We start from the raw sequence: 16,609 nt of genomic DNA on the forward strand, positions 1-16,609 counted from the left end.
TTAGACTATCTAAGTAGGCCTGTTGGTAGGGATTTTCGAAATCCCTTCCGGGCTATTTAGAAGCCGCCGCGTCGACGGCCGAGCGGACGGTTTCCGCCGAGAGCGCCGAGAGGGGAACGCGTTTCCCGTCGGTTTCGTTGACGATGAGCGACGAGAGGTCGGCGCGGCTGTCGGTCCCGGCGTCGACGAGCACGAGTTCAGCGCCAGTCTGGGTGAGTTGACGCGCGGCTGCTCGCGTGCGCTCGGTCGGACTGCCGTCGGTGGCGGTCGCTTTCCCGTCGGTAACGAGGACGACGACGGCGGTCTCGGTATCCGCCCGTTCGACGACGGCACTGGCGGTTTCGAGGCCGGCGGGGAGCGGCGTGCGGTCACCGGTGGGGAGGGATTTCAGGTGGCGAGCGGCGAGGCTCACGCTGTGAGTTGGCGGGAGGAGGACGTCCGCGTCGTCGCCGGCGAACGCGACGAACGCGATGTCGTCGCGGCGCTGGTAGCTCTCGCGCAGGAGTTCGAGGACGACGCCCTTGGCCGTCCGCATCGCGGGTTGCATCGACGCGCTCGCGTCGACGGCGAAGACGACCGTCGCCGCGGCGGTTCCCTCGCGGACGGCGAGACGGAGGTCGTCCGATCCGACCGTCGTCTCGCCGCGGCTGGCGGCGGCCCGCACGGACGCTGCAGCGTCGATCGAGCCGGCTTCGTCCGTGGAGCAGGATGCCGATTCGGTCCTGACGCGAGCGCCGCGATTCGCCGCACTCGGTGCGACGTTCGTGCGCGCGCCGTCCGATCGTGACGCCGCGTCGCGCTCTGTGATTGACGTTTCGAGTTCGGGTGCAGCGGCGTCTCCGATGGCGGCTCGTCGCTGTCCGGGGACGAGCGGCTGGACATCGGTCTCTGCGTCGCCGTCCGCGTCCGAATCACCTTCTCCTTCACCTTCGTCTTCGCCCTTGCTCTCGCCCTCGTTGGAACCGCTCTCGCTTCCTTCGCGGCCGTTCTCGTCGCTTTCGTCAGCCGAGGCGGCCGCTTGGTCCGCCGCACTTGCCGCGGTTCCACCGCCGTCACCGGTACTCGGCGTTCCGTCGCCGTCGGATCGGTCCGGACGGGACCCGCTGCGGTCGTCCGCTGGCTCTCGGTCGTCGGAGCCGTTGCCCTCCCCCGGTGTGTCGTTCTCGCCGTCCGTTTCGGGGCCGCGGTCGTCGCTTCCTCCACCCTCCGCTGTGCCGTCGCTCGGTTCGAGGTCACTCTCGCCGGCGTCCGCGGCATCCGTATCCGACTCGCCGTCATCGTCGCGGCCGTCGGCCGAGTCCTCGAGATGGTCCTCAAGCAGGTCGTCCACGTCCGGAACGTCGTCCGCGAACGGCGTGCTCCGGAGTCGGTGGGGCAACGTGTAGGTCGCGGCCTCGCGAACGTCCGACTCGATCACGGTCGTCCGTCCCTCGAGCGCGGCCAGCGTGACCGCGGTTCTGGCGGTTGCAATATCGCCCCGGTGGCCGTCGATGCCGGCATCGAGACAGAGTTCAGCAATGGTCTCCCTGAACTCGGCGGGGAGATCGACCTGCGAGACGCGATCGCGGGCGGCGGCGACCGCCTCCCGGCGACGGTCGACGCTGAACTCCGCCGGTTGCGTGTCGGTGGGTTCGTCGCTGCCTGTCGGAGCCGCGTCGGTATCATCGCCGAGCGCCCGGTCGATGATCGCGACACGGTCGTCGATGTCTCGACAGCCCTCGACGGTCGTCTGCAGGGCGAATCGGTCCCGTAGCTGGGGGCGGAGGTCGCCCTCTTCGGGATTCATGGTCCCGACCAGAGTGAACGCGGCGGGGTGGGAGACGCTGACGCCGTCGCGTTCGACGGTGTTCGTGGCACTCGCCGCCGCATCGAGGAGGACATCGACCAGGTGATCGTCGAGCAGGTTGATCTCGTCGACGTAGAGGATGCCGCGGTTCGCGCGGGCTAGCAGGCCGGGCTCGAACGACGCATCGCCGGCCAGCGCGTCCTCGACCGAGAGGGTGCCGACGACGCGGTCGCGGGTCGCACCCAGCGGGAGCGTCACGACTGGCGTCGGACGGGTTTCGACCGGCATCTCGTCGGGATTGCGCTCCCGACAGTCGGCACACTGCGGTCCCGACCCGTCGGGCGAACAGCGAAATCGGCAGTCGGCCACGACCCGCTGTTCCGGAAGGTGCTCCGCGAGCGTCCGCACGGCGGTTGACTTCGCGGTTCCCTTCTCGCCGGCGATCAGCGCCCCGTCGAGATCGTCGTTGACCGCGACGGCGAGTAACACGCGTTTGAGCGTCTCCTGGCCGACGATCCCCGGGACGGCGAGCGACGATAGTTTTTTACCCACGGAATTTGCAACCATACTTGCGCTAATACAATAGAGATTTAAAAACACGATGACACGGATCGGCATCTACACTGCGACGGAGAACGAGCTCGGATCGATCGGACGAGCGGCCAAGCGCCTCGACGACATCGAACTGGTCGTTCGCTCGGAGAGCGACCTGGACGACGAGGCCGGGATCGAGGAGTTCGTCGAGGAACTGACCGACGCCGCGGCGGCGATCTTCTGGCTGCACGGCGCTGCAGACAGCATGCCCGGCTACGAGTATGCGACGGCTGAACTCGAGACGGCGAACGTTCCGCTGATCGTCAAATCGACCGGCGACGCGTTCGCGTTCGAGGACACGACGGTTGATGCGGACCGCCGCGACCGGGTCTACGAGTACCTCGAGCGGGGCGGGACGGTCAACGTGGCAAACGTGTGTCGGTTCCTCGCCGCCGAGTTCGCCGACGCGGACGACCGCGAGCGCGAGTTCGATGAGCCCACCGCGCTCCCCACGGAGGGCGTCTATCACCCCGATCATCCGGGTATTGAGTACGAAGAACTACTCGAGACCCACGATCCGGACAGGCCGACGGTCGCAATCTGGTTCTACGAGTCCCACTGGACCCACGAGAACACCCGGTACGTCGACGCCCAGGTTCGGGCACTCGAGGAGCAAGGCGCGAACGCCCTGCCGATCTTCTGTAACCCCGCGACGGACACCGACGAGCAGGAGGATGCCGAGTGGGTCACCGATAACTGGCTCCTGAACGATGCCGGTCAGCCGATCGTCGACGCCGTGCTCTCTTCCTTTATGTTCTCCCTCTCGATGGACGAGCGCGGCCGCAGCGCTGACGACGAAGGCAGCTCAGCGGAGAACGTCTTCCTCGACCGCCTGGGCGTGCCCGTCCTCCAGACGGTCACCACGATGCGCTCGCGCTCGCGCTACGACTCGAGCGATACCGGTGTTATGGGCTTCGAACTCGCGCTTTCGGTCGCGCTTCCCGAGTTCGACGGCAACGTTATCACTCACCCCATCTCGGGGAAAGAACGCACCGACGACGAGGCCGGCATTGGCTCCGCGCCGAAACACCACTTCCCGATCGCGGACCGGATCGATCACGCGACTCGGCTAGCCGTCAATTGGGCCGAACTCCAGCACACGCCGAACGAAGACAAGCAAATCGCCGTCGTCCTGCACAACTATCCGCCGAGCGACGACGGGATCGGCACGGCATTCGGCCTCGACTCGCCCGAATCAACCGTCAATCTCCTCGCCGAACTCGACGCCCGAGATTACGACCTCGGTGGAGAACTGCCCGACAGCGGCCAGTCACTCGTCGAAAAGCTGACCGCCCAGCTCACCCTCGACGACCGCTGGGTCGCACCCGCGGACGTGCGTGACCTGTCGGTCGATGTCGTCTCGCCGGAGACCTACGCGGCGTGGTTCGACTCGGCGGATGAGGGCTTCCAGGAGAACGTGCTCGAAGAGTGGGGCGATGTCCCCGACCGCCCGTTCGCGATTCCGGGCGTCGAGTTCGGGAACGTCCTCGTCACCGTCCAACCCCCGCGCGGGTTCGGCATGGATCCCTCGAAGGTCTACCACGATTCGAACCTTCAGCCGCCCCACGACTACTACGCCTTCTACGGCTGGCTCCGGAACGCCTTCGACGCCGACGCGGTCGTCCACCTCGGAACGCACGGCAGTCTCGAGTGGCTGCCCGGCAAGACCGTCGGTCTCGACGGGGCGAGCGCGCCCGACCAACTGGTCGACGATATCCCGAACGTCTATCCCTACATCATCAACAACCCCGGCGAGGGAACCCAAGCAAAGCGCCGCTCCTACGCCGCTATCGTCGACTACCTGACGCCCGTGATGCGAAACGCGGGGACGTACGACGAGCTTTCCGAACTCGAAGAACTCGCGAACCAGTACCGCGAGGCCGGCATGGAGGATGCGCGCGCCGACGACGGCGAGCACCTCGAGACGCTCATCCGCGAGGCGGTCGACGAACTCGACCTCGCGGTCGAACTCGGCGTTTCGGGCACGATCGACGAGCGCGCCAACGTGCGCGGACCGGACGAAGCCGGCTCGACGCTCGCCGAAGGAACCGTCGACGGCGACGCTCTCGACATCGACGACCTCGTCGAGCGCATCCACGAGTACCTCACGGACGTGAAGACGACGCAAATCAGACTGGGGCTGCACACGATGTCCGAACCGCCTGCGGGCGAGCGCCTCGTCGAGTATCTTGTCGCGTTGACCCGACTCGAAAACCCCGGCGCGCCGAGCCTGCGCGAGAGCGTCGCCGGCGTGCTCGGCGTCGATTACGAGGCCATGCTCGATTCCCCCGGCGAGTACGACGACGCGCTCGGCATGACCTACGCCGAGGCCGCCGACGCGGTCCACGAGACGAGCGTCGACCTCATCGAAACGCTCGCCGCACACGAGTTCGACGTTCCCGAATCGGAGCGCACCGCGGGCGCGGAAGACGAGGTGAACATGAACCTGCTGGTCGTCGATATCGACACCCTCGGCGACGCGCGGGCGAACTCGGGTGCACACGACGACCTGCGCGAGGTTCTCGCGTATATCTGCGAGGAAGCCGAGCCGCGCGTTCGGGGAGCCGAAGACGAGATTCCACGGACGGCCGACGCGCTCTCGGGCGAGTACGTTCCGCCCGGGGGCTCCGGCGCGCCCACGCGGGGCGGCGTCGATCTGCTCCCGACGGCGCGGAACTTCTACACGCTTGATCCGCGCAAGGTCCCGGCGAAGCCGGCCTGGCAGGTCGGGAGCGAGGTCGCCGAGGGGGTACTCGAGCGCCACCACGATGAAGAAGACGCGTACCCCGAAGAGATCGGTGTCGTCGCCTGGGGGACCCCAACCGTGCGCACCCGCGGTGAGACGATCGCCCAGGTGCTCGCCCTGATGGGCGTCGAACCGCAGTGGACCGACGCCGGGCGGATCGACGACGTAGAACCCATTCCGCTGGATGAACTCGACCGGCCTCGGATCGACGTGACGACGCGCGTCTCCGGGCTGTTCCGCGACGCCTTCCCGGCCGCAGCGGGCGTCATCCACGACGCCGTAGACGCCGTCGTCGACCTCGACGAACCCCACGACATGAACTACGTGAAAAAGCACGTCGAGGCAGAGCAAGCTGAACTCGAGGCTGAGGGACTCGACGAATCCGACGCCCGAAACGCGGCCAAACACCGCGTCTTCACCACGACGCCCGGCGGCTACGGTGCCGGGACGAACAAGGCCGTCGACGAGGGCAACTGGGACGATCGCGCCGACCTCGCGGACGTTTACGTCCAGTGGGGCGGCTACGCGATGGGCTCTCGCGGCCGCGTCTCGGAGGCACACGACGCCTTCGAACGGCGACTGTCGAACGTGGATGCAACCGTCAAACTAGAGGACACGATGGAGCAAGACGAGTTCGACTCCTCGGACTGGTACGCCTTCCACGGCGGATTCATCTCCGCGGTCACCGAGATTTCCGGCACAGAGCCGGCCTCGTACGTCGGCGACTCCTCGGATCCCGACAACGTGGACGTCTACACGAACGAGGAGAAGGTCCGCAAGGCGATGCGCGCTCGCGTCCTGAACCCGGACTGGCTCGAGTCGATGGAAGAACACGGCTACAAGGGTGCCGGCGACCTCTCGACGACGGTCGACGTGACCCTCGGATGGGACGCGACGGCCGGCGTCGTGAGCGATACGCTCTGGGCGGAGGTCGCCGAGAAGTTCGCCTTCGACGCCGACAGACAGGCGTGGATGCGCGAGGTCAACCCGTGGGCGCTCGAATCCATCACCGACACCCTGCTCGAGGCAATCGACCGCGACCTCTGGGACGCCGACGCGGGGACGGCCGACCGCCTGCGCGATCTCAACCTCTCGGTCGAGGGCGACTTAGAGGAGCGGACGACGAACGAAGTCGTGGGCGCGGAGGTGTCGACCGATGACTGAGACTGACGACCCAGACCAGGTTGACGCTGCGGCAGAGACCCGGGATGGCGAGGAGTACGCCGATCTCGGTGCGACGACCCAGAACGCGATGGACATCGCCGAGACGAGCATGGACATCGTCCGGCAGTTCGTCCCCGACGAGACGCTCGCGGATCGCATCAGACAGAAGTCAGTCCACTCGATGGGCGACATCGAGTTCCAGCACCTGCTCCGATTTACCGGCGCGGACGAGCGGGGAGACGACGAAGACGCGCCCGTCCGCGCCGGCGCGCGGGCCGTCCTCGATGAGGCGGACATCGTCACGGACATCACCATGCCGATGGCGGGGATCACGGGCCGCGGCCACGACTGCGAAAAGCGAAAAGCGATCGGCAACGGCACGGAACTGGCCGAGCGAACCGGCATGACCCGAACCGCGGCCTCGGTGCTCGAACTCGACAAACAGGGCGTCTACGACGACTCGATCGCCGTCGTCGGCAACGCCCCAACAGCCGCGTTCGCGCTCGCGGACTGCATCGAGAACGGCACCCGCCCCGCCGCCGTCGTCGCGACGCCGGTCGGCTTCGTCAAAGCCGAGGAGAGCCGCCAGCGCGTGCGCGAGGTCAGCAACGCCGTCGGCGTCCCGGCGATCACGAACGTCGGCCGCCGCGGCGGCAGCGGTCTCGCCGCCGCGCTGACCAACGAACTGATCCACGTCGCGGCCGACGTTCGCGCGGGTGAACTCGAACTCGAGTTCGACAGTTCAGGAGCCGGCGATGAGTGACTACGACCTCGATGCTGGCCCCGATCCGGCGACGTTCGCCGCCGCCGACCCGGAGGCCGACCGCGACGCATCGGCCGCCGACCCGGTCCGCGTCATCGGCGTCGGCCCCGGGAACCCCGAGTTCATCACGCCTCGCGGCGAACGGGCTGTTCGGGAAGCCGATGTCGTCGTCGGGTTCACGACGGTCGTCGAGTTCGTCGCGGAACTGGCGGACGACGAGACGGAGCTCCTGACCTGCGGGTACGAGGACGAGGCGGCCGCACTTTCGTCGTTCGCCGAGCGCGTCGCGGCCGGCGAGACGGGCGTCGCCGTTGCGATGGGTGATCCCAACCACTCGGGCTACCAGTTCGTCGGAAAGGTACAGGACGCCGTCCACCGCGCCGATTCCGACCGCCCGGTCCGGGTCGTTCCGGGCATCTCCTCGCTCCAGGTGGCCGCGAGTCGCGCCCGCACGCCGATGGAGGACACCGAGTTCGTCACGCTGCACAAAAGCGGCGACCTGACCGCCGACATGGACCGCCTCGCCGCGAGCGTCGGCGAGCGACACCTGCTTGTGCTGCCGCGTCCGTTCGATCGGATGCCCGGCGATATCGCTCAATTCCTGCTCGAGAACGGGGCCGAGCCCGAGCTTCAAGCGCTGGTACTCGAACGGCTCACCCACGAAGACGAGCAGTGCCACCGGTTTTCGCTCGCCGAACTCGCTGAACTCGCAGGTGGAACGGGGCGGGATGACACGCCATTTTCGGATTTGGTCGTGCTCGCGGTTCGACGGCCGGTGTGAGCGGCCGGCCGCAATTCAGTATGTATGTGAACCGAACGCGAAACGATGAGAGGGGAGAGGGGGATTCCGCCACGGGCGCGTACTGAGATGTGTTTTTATGAACGCGGCCATGGTAGTGATTGTATGGCTGATACGAAAGTCGCGGTAGTGACAGCGGCAGGAAGCGGTATCGGAGAAGCCTGCGCTCGGCGACTCGACGAGGAGGGATACACGCCGGTTCTGTTGTCGCGGTCGGGGAGCGCTGTTGACGTTGCGAACGACCTCGGCGGCGATGGGTTTGAGGGATCGGTGACTGATCCGGATGATTTGGCGGCTCTCGTCGAGACGACCGACGAGCGTTACGGTCGCATCGACGCGGTCGTGAACAACACCGGGCACCCGGCGTCCGGCGACCTCCTCGAAATTTCCGACGAGGAGTGGCACGAGGGGCTCGATCTCGTTCTCTTGAACACCGTTCGGATGGCGCGACTCGTCACACCGATCATGGAAGAGCAGGGGCACGGGTCGATCGTGAACATCTCCACGTTCTCGGCGTTCGAACCGTCGAGTGAATTTCCCGTGTCGTCGGTGCTTCGAGCCGGACTCGGGAGTTTCACCAAACTCTACGCCGACCGATACGCAGCGAGCGGAATCCGGATGAACACGGTCCAGCCCGGATTCGTCGATAGTTACGACGTAGACGCGGAAACGAGAGCGCGAATCCCGATGGGACGACCGGCACAAACCGCAGAGATCGCGGACGCGGTCGCGTACCTGCTCTCACCCGCTTCGAGCTACATCACCGGCCAGAACATCCGCGTCGATGGGGGGCTTACGGCGTCCGTCTAAACGGCGCAGGCACTTTCAGGATCTTCTTCTGTCGTACTCGTACGGTGTGATGATCAGTATCGTCGTCTCGACCGGTATCCGTGAAATCGAGTTCAGCACTGCCACCTATTCGGCCCGCACTTGCCGTGAACGGGTCGTTCTGAAAAGGAACTCCGCTTTTCATCTCCTTACGGCCGGACGTACGCGTAGCCCTCCGTTTGCAGCCGCGTCACCTCGACGGCACCTTCCGGGACGGTTTCGATTCCCTCGACGAGGTCGGATTCGGCGAGGTCCATCATGTCGAGTGTGTTGCGACACGCTTTCACCGAAACTCCGCTGTCGAGCAGTTCGCGTACTTGCTCTTCGTTATCCTCCCCGGCTTTGACCGCGTTTATCCCCGCCGCCTGGACGACGATCGCAACGTCGTCGATACTACCCGTCTCGTCGTCGAGTAGGTTCTGTGCGATCGCGAGTGACGTCTCTTGCTCGGACTCGTCTCCGGAAAGGAGGTGCACGACGGTTTGCATACACGACAGCTGACACCCGGGACGATTGAAGCCTTGCTGCTTGCAAACACCGTACGTGTGAGTTCTGTCGATAGCGTTCAGGTCGCGGCGTGACCGACCGTGGACATATAAATCTCAATTGGCGAGCGATACCACCGGAAACGATTATAACGGATTGAACCGTATACTTGTTCATGAACCGGAAAACTGTTCGCACGAGAACAGATGGAACACACGTCCATCTTCCAGTCCCTATTACCGATCCCGATATATTCCGGCACGATGCAACCGCTTCGATTCTCCATTTGTTAACGGATAATCCAGATCGGGCGTTCAGTAATCGGCAACTCCATCGGCTAACTGGCAAGGGGATGGGAAACGTAAACGGTGCTGTAAACTCCTTGGAGAATGTCGGACTAGTTACAATAAATCGCGAAGGCCGATCGAACCAGATCGAAATTAACGCCACAAAGCTATACAAGCCGGACGATCTCATTACGCTGGTTCCACAGACGGAGTTTCAGCAGCCGATTCGAGAAGCCGTCACTCGACTCGTCGAAAACGTTGGGTCTGATATCGGGGTGATTTTGTTCGGGAGCGTCGCTCGAGGTGATGCTGACCGGGCTAGCGATGTCGATCTATTCGTCGTGGTACCGGAGAATCGAATGGCGGCTCAGCGAAAGGCACACACAATTGAGAAAGAGATTGCATCTGACCGCTTCGGCGGTGATCGATACGAGTTCCATATCGTCGTTGAAGCGCAAGAGTCTGCCCCGAAGCACGACCGGATTTCGGACGTTCTTACTGAGGGGATTACGCTGCGCGCATCTGCTGCGCTGGACGCTGTGAAACAGGAGGTGTTTGAGAATGGGGCTTGAGGATGTTGTTGACGCTGTTGATCACGTAGAGGGACTGCTGGCAGACGGCGAGACTGGCCCTGTTCAGGACTCACTGTCGTGGCAACGGGAGGATGCTGATATTCAGCTGGGGAAAGCGTGCGCGATGTTGGGAACGTGCCGTCAGCTCCGCGAGGGAACGAACAACAACGTGAGCATCGTGGAACTCTCATTCAATGCTATTGAACGGTCGTTCCAGTTCTATCTTGTTGAGATGACTGCTTCTGAATCGTCGGATTACCACGAACATGGGGCTGTCTATCGTGATATTGCGAACAGGGGCGTATTTTCCGATGAAAATATCGCTGGCCGCGTCGATAGCTTTCGAGCCGAACACCGATCACGAATTTACTACGATATTGACAGACCTGGTCGGGACCTTGCGCTTGGAATGCACGATCTTGCAGAGGAAGTCCACTCGTATATTGTTGCGTTCGCTGATGCCCAGTCGCGGTGTAGTTGTGAATAGAATTGACATCCACCTCCGTCGGGCAGTATGCGATCCTATTCACCATCTAAATAATTAAAATAAGATAAGAAACCTCTGATGGGTGTTTGATGAGACGATTTTCGGATCGTGTCTCGGCGCCGCCGCATCACAGTCGGTCGATATGAAATCACTCTATCTCCGGTTCAGAAACGGATGAGGGTCTGACGCTGCTATCCTGTCGCCCGTACTTGCTCCATAAAGGATACAAATTAGAGGCGTCTAAATTAGCGTATGCGTGGTACCGTCGATGACCGAGTTCTCTCTTCCGAGTCGCTCCACGGATGACCGGCTGGCTCGAAGTCTTCATCAGCGCGTTCGTCCTCCAGCTGTCGGTGCTCCCCGGCGAGAAAGGGCAATTCATCATTGCGGGCCTGGCAACCCGCTATAGCCCCTGGGTCGTCGTCGCCGCCGCCGGGAGCGCCTTCGCCGGATGGACAGTGCTCGAAATCCTTCTCGGTGCGACGCTACAGGGGATCCTCGCGCCCATCTATCTCAACGTCATCACGGCGGCGTTGTTCCTGTTCTTTGCCGTCCTGCTCGTTCGGTCGGCACCCGAACCGAACGCAACAGCCATCACGCCCGACGGTGGCACGACCGAGACCGATGATATCGACATCTCCGTTTTCGGCCACGAGATTCCCCCGTATCTCCGCGGGTTCGTCCCGATTTTCGTCCTGATGGCCGCGGGCGAGTTCGGCGACAAGACCCAACTCGTCACGATCGGGCTTGCAGTACAGTACGGAGCCCACCCCGCAATCTGGGCCGGAGAGATGCTCGCGATCATCCCCGTGAGCGCCGTGAACGCGCTTCTCTTCCATCGCTTCTCCCACCGGTTCGACGCGCGGCGAGCCCACTTCGCCGGTGCGGCACTATTCCTCTTTTTCGGCCTTGATACGATTCTCGAACTCGTTACGTCCGTCTCTATCTGGGAAACGATCATCGAGACGATCACGTCGCTGTTCCTCTCGCTTATCTGAGTCCAGCGTCGGTCGTCCGTCATTGAACTCGCAATTCCTCCTCCTCTCTTCGCTCGGCATTGCTGCTTGCTGGCAAGCGTCTGCACTACGCTTTTAGACATCTCTGTGAACCGGATGGGTATGCGCGAACAGCGGGGTGCAATCGGCCAGTCGCCGACCGTTCGAATCAGTAGTACTGCAACGCCCGCGCCGGAAGCAGTACTCGACGTTGCGCGCGAGACGGCAACGGACACGCACGTCGCCGAAGTCGGCCCCGTCGGCGTCCCGCGGTTCGACCCGCTTGCGGTGACGACCGCCGACGGGACGACCGCGTTCCACACCGCCGTCTCGCCCAGCGACGTCCGGCTGCTCGTCGATACGCTCGAGGAAGGTGAGTCACCGACCGACGGCGCTCATGCCGTCGTCTCGCACGATCCCGAACCGGCGACGCTCCCCCGTCCCGACTCCGGCCCGCTCGCGGTCGGCGAGCGCGTCGCACTCGCCCGATGTGGCTGGGTCGCGCCCGCAAGCGTCACCGATTACGAGTACGAGTTCAGCGCTGAACTCGTCACCACTACCACGGGGTCGGACGAGGCGTTCGACCGACTCGCCGAGGTCGGGCTTCGCGGCCGCGGCCGCGGCGACGGAAGCACGGACGATCCCGTTTCGGAGACGTGGACGACGGTTCGGGAGGCTCCCGGCGATCCGGTGGTCGTCGTCAACGGGAACGAGGCGGATGAGAACGCGCGGATGGATTCGCTGTTGCTCGAGAGCGTCCCGATCGATGTACTGGACGGAGCGAGCGCCGTCGCATCGGTCCTCGAAACGCCCGATATCGTCGTCTACCTCGATGAATCGGACACCCTGGCGCGCGAGCGGGTCGAGCGGGCTGCAGGGGCGATCGATCGGGATGTCGACGGTGTCGAGTTGAACGTACAGGTCGCGAGCGGTCCCGACACGTACCGGGCGGGAGAGATGACGATGGCGCTCGAATCGCTCGAGGGAAACGATCGGCTCGAAGCGCGCCGCCGTCCGCCGGGGCCTGCGGAGTACGGCCTCTTCGGCCGGCCGACGGCGATTCACACGCCTCGCACGCTCGCCCAAGTTCGAGCGGCCCTCGCGTCTCCCGAGGCGATGGAGACCGACGAGACGGATCCGGGAACGCGACTGATCACGGTCGCCGGCGACGTGGAATCACCGGCGACGGTCGAACTCCCAACCGACGGCTCGCTGAAAACGGCGTTCGACGCCGTCGTCGGCGACGGACAGTTCAAAGCCGCCTGCGTCGGCGGCGTCTTCGGCGGGATCACCCGCGATATTCGCGTCTCGCCGAGCGCGGGGGCGCTTCGCTCGTCGAACCTGGGAACCAACGGCATCGTCGAACGACTCAACGACGACCGGTGTATGGTCGCGTTCGCCGGGAAGCGCGCGAAGTTCGCCCGCGAGGGCAACTGCGGACGCTGTGTTCCCGGCCGCGAGGGAACTAAACAGCTCCTTGAACTCCTCCGTGAGATCTACGACGGCGACTACAACCGCGGCATGATCGAGGAACTCGCCCGCGTGATGCGTCGCTCGTCGATCTGTGACTTCGGACAGACTGCCTCTCGTCCCACGACGACGGCCATGTCGAACTTCGACAGCGAGTTCACCGCCCACACCGAGGGGTACTGTCCGGCCGGCTTTTGCGAGGAACAGGCGGCGACCGAGCGCCGAACCGAACCACGACGACCCGGCTCTACCGCTCATGAGTAGCTACAACGACTCGCATCCGCACGTACCGAATATCGACGATCCCCAGCCCGAGACGCCGTTGACGGAGGATTTCAACAAGGGGACGGCGAACGATCCGAACGTCGACGTGACGACGACCACGACCGAGATCACCGTCGACGGCGAGCGACTCACGATGCGCCCGGGATCGACCGTCCTCGACGCCATCGAGGGAACCGACGCCCACCAAGACGTGCCCGCGCTCTGTCACTACGAGCGCGGCGATGAGGGCGATTCGGGCGACCACGGTCGGTACGAGATCGGGCCGCGAAGCGAGTGTCGGACGTGCATGGTCGAGACGGATGCATACGGCCTGGTTCCGTCGTGTAGTTTCCCGGCCGAGGATGGCCTGACAGTCGAGACGGACACGGCCGACGCGATGGAGGCTCGCGATGTCAACCTGGACCTCCTCCTTTCGAACCACAATCTCCGGTGTACCACGTGTTCGAAAAACGGCTGGTGCGAACTGCAGGAGGCGTCGATTCAACAGGGCGTCGAGCACCCGCGCTACGGCGTCTTCGACGACCGCGACGAGTACGAACCGATCGACTCCACGTCGTCGTTCATCCAGATCGACCGGAACAAGTGCATTCTCTGTAATCGCTGCGTCGAGGCCTGCAGCGACGTCCAGGTTGCGGGCGTGCTCCGAATGGAGGGCAACGGGCCAGACACCCGCATCGGCTTCCAGAGCGAGGCCGAGACGATGGCCGACTCGAACTGCATCTCCTGTGGCCACTGCGCGACGGTCTGTCCGACCGGGTCGATCGTCGAAGAAGGACTCACCGATATGACGACGCTGCCGCTGCCCGGCTTCGATCAGGAGAACTCGGTCGGCCGGGTGATCCGCGGCGAGCGGGCCGAGACGAGCGAGACGAGTTCAGCGCCGAACCGTGCGGTTTCCGGCCGATCGCCGACGGACGTAAACGTCGCCAGAAAGTCCGGCGTCGCGAAGATGATGTCTCGAGCGAAACAACAGGCCGGACGGACGCGAAAACTGGCTAGCGAGAAGGCTCGGGAAACGGCCGAGATGGTACTCGAGGGGACCGAACACACGGCCGAGTTCGTCGCGGCGAACTCGCTCCCCGAGGGCATGCTGTTCGACATCGGCCACGCGGTGGGCGACCAGCGACTCAAGCGGGTGACCAAAGCCGAGACTACCTGCGGGTTCTGTGCGGTCGGCTGTCGGTTCGACCTGTACGGCAAGGACGGCGAGGTTCTCGGGACGCGGCCGGCCGATCCGGACGCCACGCCGGCGAACGGTTACTCGACCTGCGTCAAGGGCAAGTTCGGCTACGACTTCGCCAACAGCGACGAGCGCCTCGAGACGCCGCTGATCCGCCGGAAGGATGCCCCTGATGGCCCCGCCGGACCCGACGGGTTCCGCGAGGCGTCGTGGGACGAGGCGCTTTCGCGGGTCGTCGAGGAGTTGCGCGAGACGCGCGAGACCTACGGACGGGACTCGCTCGCGGTGTTTTCCTCGTCGAAGGCGACCAACGAGGAGAACTTCCTGATGCAGAAGTTCGCCCGCCAGGTGCTCGGCACGAAGAACATCGACAACTGCACGCGACTCTGTCACTCCTCGACCGTCGCGGCGTTGAAACAGACGATGGGCTACGGCGCGATGTCGAACCGGATCAAGGACGTGGGCAACGCCGACTGCTATCTCATCACCGGATCGAACACGACCGAGAGCCACCCCGTGCTGGCGACGAAGCTCAAACAGAACGTGCGAGACGGGGCGGACCTGTTCGTCTTCGAGCCGCGGCGGATCGAACTCGCCGAGCACGCCGACCAGTTCACGCGCACGGCGGGCGGCCACGACATCGCGTGGATCAACGGGATGATCCGCCACATCATCGAGAACGATCTGCACGACGAGGCGTTCATCGAGGAGCGCACGAAGGGCTTCGAGGACGTCCGGGAGAAGGTCCAATCGTTCACCCCCGAGAAGGTCGAGGAACTCACCGACGTTTCGCCCGAGGAACTGGCGAACGCAGCGGAAACGATCGCCGAAGCCGACTCGTGCGTATTCGGTTGGGCGATGGGCATCTCCCAGCACACCTACGGCACCCAGACGGTCCTCGCACTCGCGGACCTCGCGCTCGTGACCGGGAACGTCGGCAAGCCGAACGCCGGCGTGTCGCCGTTCCGCGGACAGAACAACGTCCAGGGCGGCGGCGGTGACATGGGCACGATCCCCGACAACCTGCCGGGGTATCAGGATATTACCGACGACGACGTGCTCGATCAGTTCGAGGACGTGTGGGGCGTCCGCCCGCCGGACGAACCGGGCCTTCGCGTCACGGAAGTATTCGACGAGGTCGACGAAGGCAACGTCCGCGGGATGTACGTCATCGGAGAAAACCCCGCAATCTCGGAACCCGACGTGACGAACGCCCGAGAGAGTCTGGCTGAACTCGACTTCCTCGTCGTCCAGGATATCTTCGTGACGGAGACCGCGGAGTACGCCGACGTGATCCTCCCGGCGGCGACGTTCACCGAGAAGTACGGCACCGTTACGAACACCGAACGCCGCGTGCAACTGGTCCACCCGGCGGTCGATCCGCCGGGATCGGCGCGTGCGGACTGGAAGATCCTCCAGGAACTCGCCCGCCGAATGGGCTTCGATTGGCAGTACGACTCGCCGACCGATATCATGGACGAGGTCAACGAGTTGACGCCGATCTACGGCGGCATCACCCACGAACGTCTGGAGGAGAAGGGCGACGGGTTGCAGTGGCCCTGTCCGGACGAGGACCACCCCGGCACGCCGTACCTCTACGAGGACGAGTTCAACTTCGAGGACGGAAAGGCGCGGTTCGTTCCGGCCGATCTGGGCGACCCGACGGAACTGCCTAACGAGGAGTTTCCCATCGCGCTCACGTCGGGACGGGTGCTGTATCACTGGCACACCGGCCAACTCACCCGGCGCAGCGAGGGGCTGATGGGCCACGTCGGCGAGAGTTACGCGGAGATCCACCCGCAGACGGCGGGCCAGATCGGCGTCGCGGACGGCGAGTACGTCAAGGTCGAATCCAAGCGCGGCTCCATCGTCGTCCGTGCGAAGGTGACCGAACGCACCGCCCCCGGAAAGATATTCATCCCGATGCACTTCGCCGAGGGTGCGGTCAACGAACTCACGCAGGAAGAACTCGATCCGGTGAGCCGGATTCCGGACTACAAACTGGCGAGCGTCCGGGTCAGTTCGATGGGTCCCGATCCCGATACCGAACCGATCGGGACGCCGGGCGAAACGTCGCCGGGAACGTACCCGGACGACGACTGACGGGTGAACAGGGCGCTGCGGGCCATCGCAGGCAGTAGCTCTATTCGCCCGGCTGATCCGGTTG

The 16,609-nt window shown here is 64.4% G+C and carries 11 protein-coding genes; 9 read left to right on the forward strand and 2 right to left on the reverse strand.

All coding sequences use genetic code 11. From position 1 onward, the window contains the following. Positions 1–52: 52 nt before the first annotated feature. Entirely contained in the window at positions 53–2,353 is a 2,301-nt protein-coding gene (locus tag SM755_RS20850) for a VWA domain-containing protein (RefSeq protein WP_323174363.1), read from the reverse strand. A gap of 34 nt (positions 2,354–2,387) precedes the next feature. Between SM755_RS20850 and cobN the strand changes: the two genes are divergently transcribed. From cobN to SM755_RS20870, 4 genes are all read left to right on the forward strand, one after another. Further along, positions 2,388–6,290, forward strand: a complete 3,903-nt coding sequence (cobN, locus tag SM755_RS20855) for a cobaltochelatase subunit CobN (protein WP_323174364.1) — start codon at positions 2,388–2,390, stop codon at positions 6,288–6,290. After that, a complete protein-coding gene (locus SM755_RS20860; protein ID WP_323174365.1) occupies positions 6,283–7,053 on the forward strand; it encodes a precorrin-8X methylmutase in 771 nt (256 codons plus the stop codon). The genes cobN and SM755_RS20860 overlap by 8 nt, the downstream gene beginning before the upstream one ends. Further along, positions 7,046–7,834: a cobalt-precorrin-7 (C(5))-methyltransferase gene (locus SM755_RS20865; protein WP_323174366.1), complete on the forward strand. Its 789-nt coding sequence runs from the start codon at positions 7,046–7,048 to the stop codon at positions 7,832–7,834. Before SM755_RS20860 ends, SM755_RS20865 begins: the two co-directional genes overlap by 8 nt. A 123-nt stretch (positions 7,835–7,957) precedes the next feature. Then, on the forward strand, positions 7,958–8,662 hold the full coding sequence (locus SM755_RS20870) for an SDR family oxidoreductase (RefSeq protein ID WP_323174367.1): 705 nt from the start codon (positions 7,958–7,960) through the stop codon (positions 8,660–8,662). A gap of 167 nt (positions 8,663–8,829) precedes the next feature. Here SM755_RS20870 and SM755_RS20875 read toward each other — a convergent pair whose 3' ends face one another. Further along, positions 8,830–9,168: a DsrE family protein gene (locus tag SM755_RS20875; RefSeq protein WP_323174368.1), complete on the reverse strand. Its 339-nt coding sequence runs from the start codon at positions 9,166–9,168 to the stop codon at positions 8,830–8,832. 173 nt (positions 9,169–9,341) lie between these two features. Between SM755_RS20875 and SM755_RS20880 the strand changes: the two genes are divergently transcribed. The 5 genes from SM755_RS20880 to fdhF all read left to right on the forward strand — a co-directional run bounded on the left by SM755_RS20880 (position 9,342) and on the right by fdhF (position 16,545). Beyond that, positions 9,342–10,025, forward strand: a complete 684-nt coding sequence (locus SM755_RS20880; protein ID WP_323174369.1) for a nucleotidyltransferase domain-containing protein — start codon at positions 9,342–9,344, stop codon at positions 10,023–10,025. Continuing rightward, positions 10,015–10,512, forward strand: coding sequence for a hypothetical protein (locus SM755_RS20885; RefSeq protein ID WP_006666807.1), 498 nt, complete (start codon positions 10,015–10,017; stop codon positions 10,510–10,512). Before SM755_RS20880 ends, SM755_RS20885 begins: the two co-directional genes overlap by 11 nt. 302 nt (positions 10,513–10,814) lie before the next feature. After that, complete coding sequence (locus SM755_RS20890; protein WP_323174370.1) at positions 10,815–11,510, forward strand: TMEM165/GDT1 family protein; 696 nt, start codon at positions 10,815–10,817, stop codon at positions 11,508–11,510. Positions 11,511–11,630: 120 nt separating this feature from the next. Then, the gene (locus SM755_RS20895; protein ID WP_323174371.1) at positions 11,631–13,241 is read left to right on the forward strand and encodes an NADH-ubiquinone oxidoreductase-F iron-sulfur binding region domain-containing protein; all 1,611 of its coding nucleotides are present in this window, start codon (positions 11,631–11,633) and stop codon (positions 13,239–13,241) included. After that, complete coding sequence (fdhF, locus tag SM755_RS20900; protein ID WP_323174372.1) at positions 13,234–16,545, forward strand: formate dehydrogenase subunit alpha; 3,312 nt, start codon at positions 13,234–13,236, stop codon at positions 16,543–16,545. The genes SM755_RS20895 and fdhF overlap by 8 nt, the downstream gene beginning before the upstream one ends. Positions 16,546–16,609 lie beyond the last annotated feature (64 nt).

This window comes from Natrialba sp. PRR66 (assembly GCF_034808065.1).
Classification (GTDB): domain Archaea; phylum Halobacteriota; class Halobacteria; order Halobacteriales; family Natrialbaceae; genus Natrialba; species Natrialba aegyptia.

What these genes read in the sequence shown, in the direction of transcription:
- SM755_RS20890 (WP_323174370.1), top strand. Translation starts at nt 10,815, where the DNA reads ATGACCGGCTGGCTCGAAGTCTTCATCAGCGCGTTCGTCCTCCAGCTG.
- SM755_RS20895 (WP_323174371.1), top strand. Translation starts at nt 11,631, where the DNA reads ATGCGCGAACAGCGGGGTGCAATCGGCCAGTCGCCGACCGTTCGAATC.
- SM755_RS20850 (WP_323174363.1), bottom strand. Translation starts at nt 2,353, where the DNA reads ATGGTTGCAAATTCCGTGGGTAAAAAACTATCGTCGCTCGCCGTCCCG.
- SM755_RS20880 (WP_323174369.1), top strand. Translation starts at nt 9,342, where the DNA reads ATGAACCGGAAAACTGTTCGCACGAGAACAGATGGAACACACGTCCAT.
- fdhF (WP_323174372.1), top strand. Translation starts at nt 13,234, where the DNA reads ATGAGTAGCTACAACGACTCGCATCCGCACGTACCGAATATCGACGAT.
- SM755_RS20860 (WP_323174365.1), top strand. Translation starts at nt 6,283, where the DNA reads ATGACTGAGACTGACGACCCAGACCAGGTTGACGCTGCGGCAGAGACC.
- SM755_RS20870 (WP_323174367.1), top strand. Translation starts at nt 7,958, where the DNA reads ATGGCTGATACGAAAGTCGCGGTAGTGACAGCGGCAGGAAGCGGTATC.
- SM755_RS20865 (WP_323174366.1), top strand. Translation starts at nt 7,046, where the DNA reads ATGAGTGACTACGACCTCGATGCTGGCCCCGATCCGGCGACGTTCGCC.
- SM755_RS20885 (WP_006666807.1), top strand. Translation starts at nt 10,015, where the DNA reads ATGGGGCTTGAGGATGTTGTTGACGCTGTTGATCACGTAGAGGGACTG.
- cobN (WP_323174364.1), top strand. Translation starts at nt 2,388, where the DNA reads ATGACACGGATCGGCATCTACACTGCGACGGAGAACGAGCTCGGATCG.
- SM755_RS20875 (WP_323174368.1), bottom strand. Translation starts at nt 9,168, where the DNA reads ATGCAAACCGTCGTGCACCTCCTTTCCGGAGACGAGTCCGAGCAAGAG.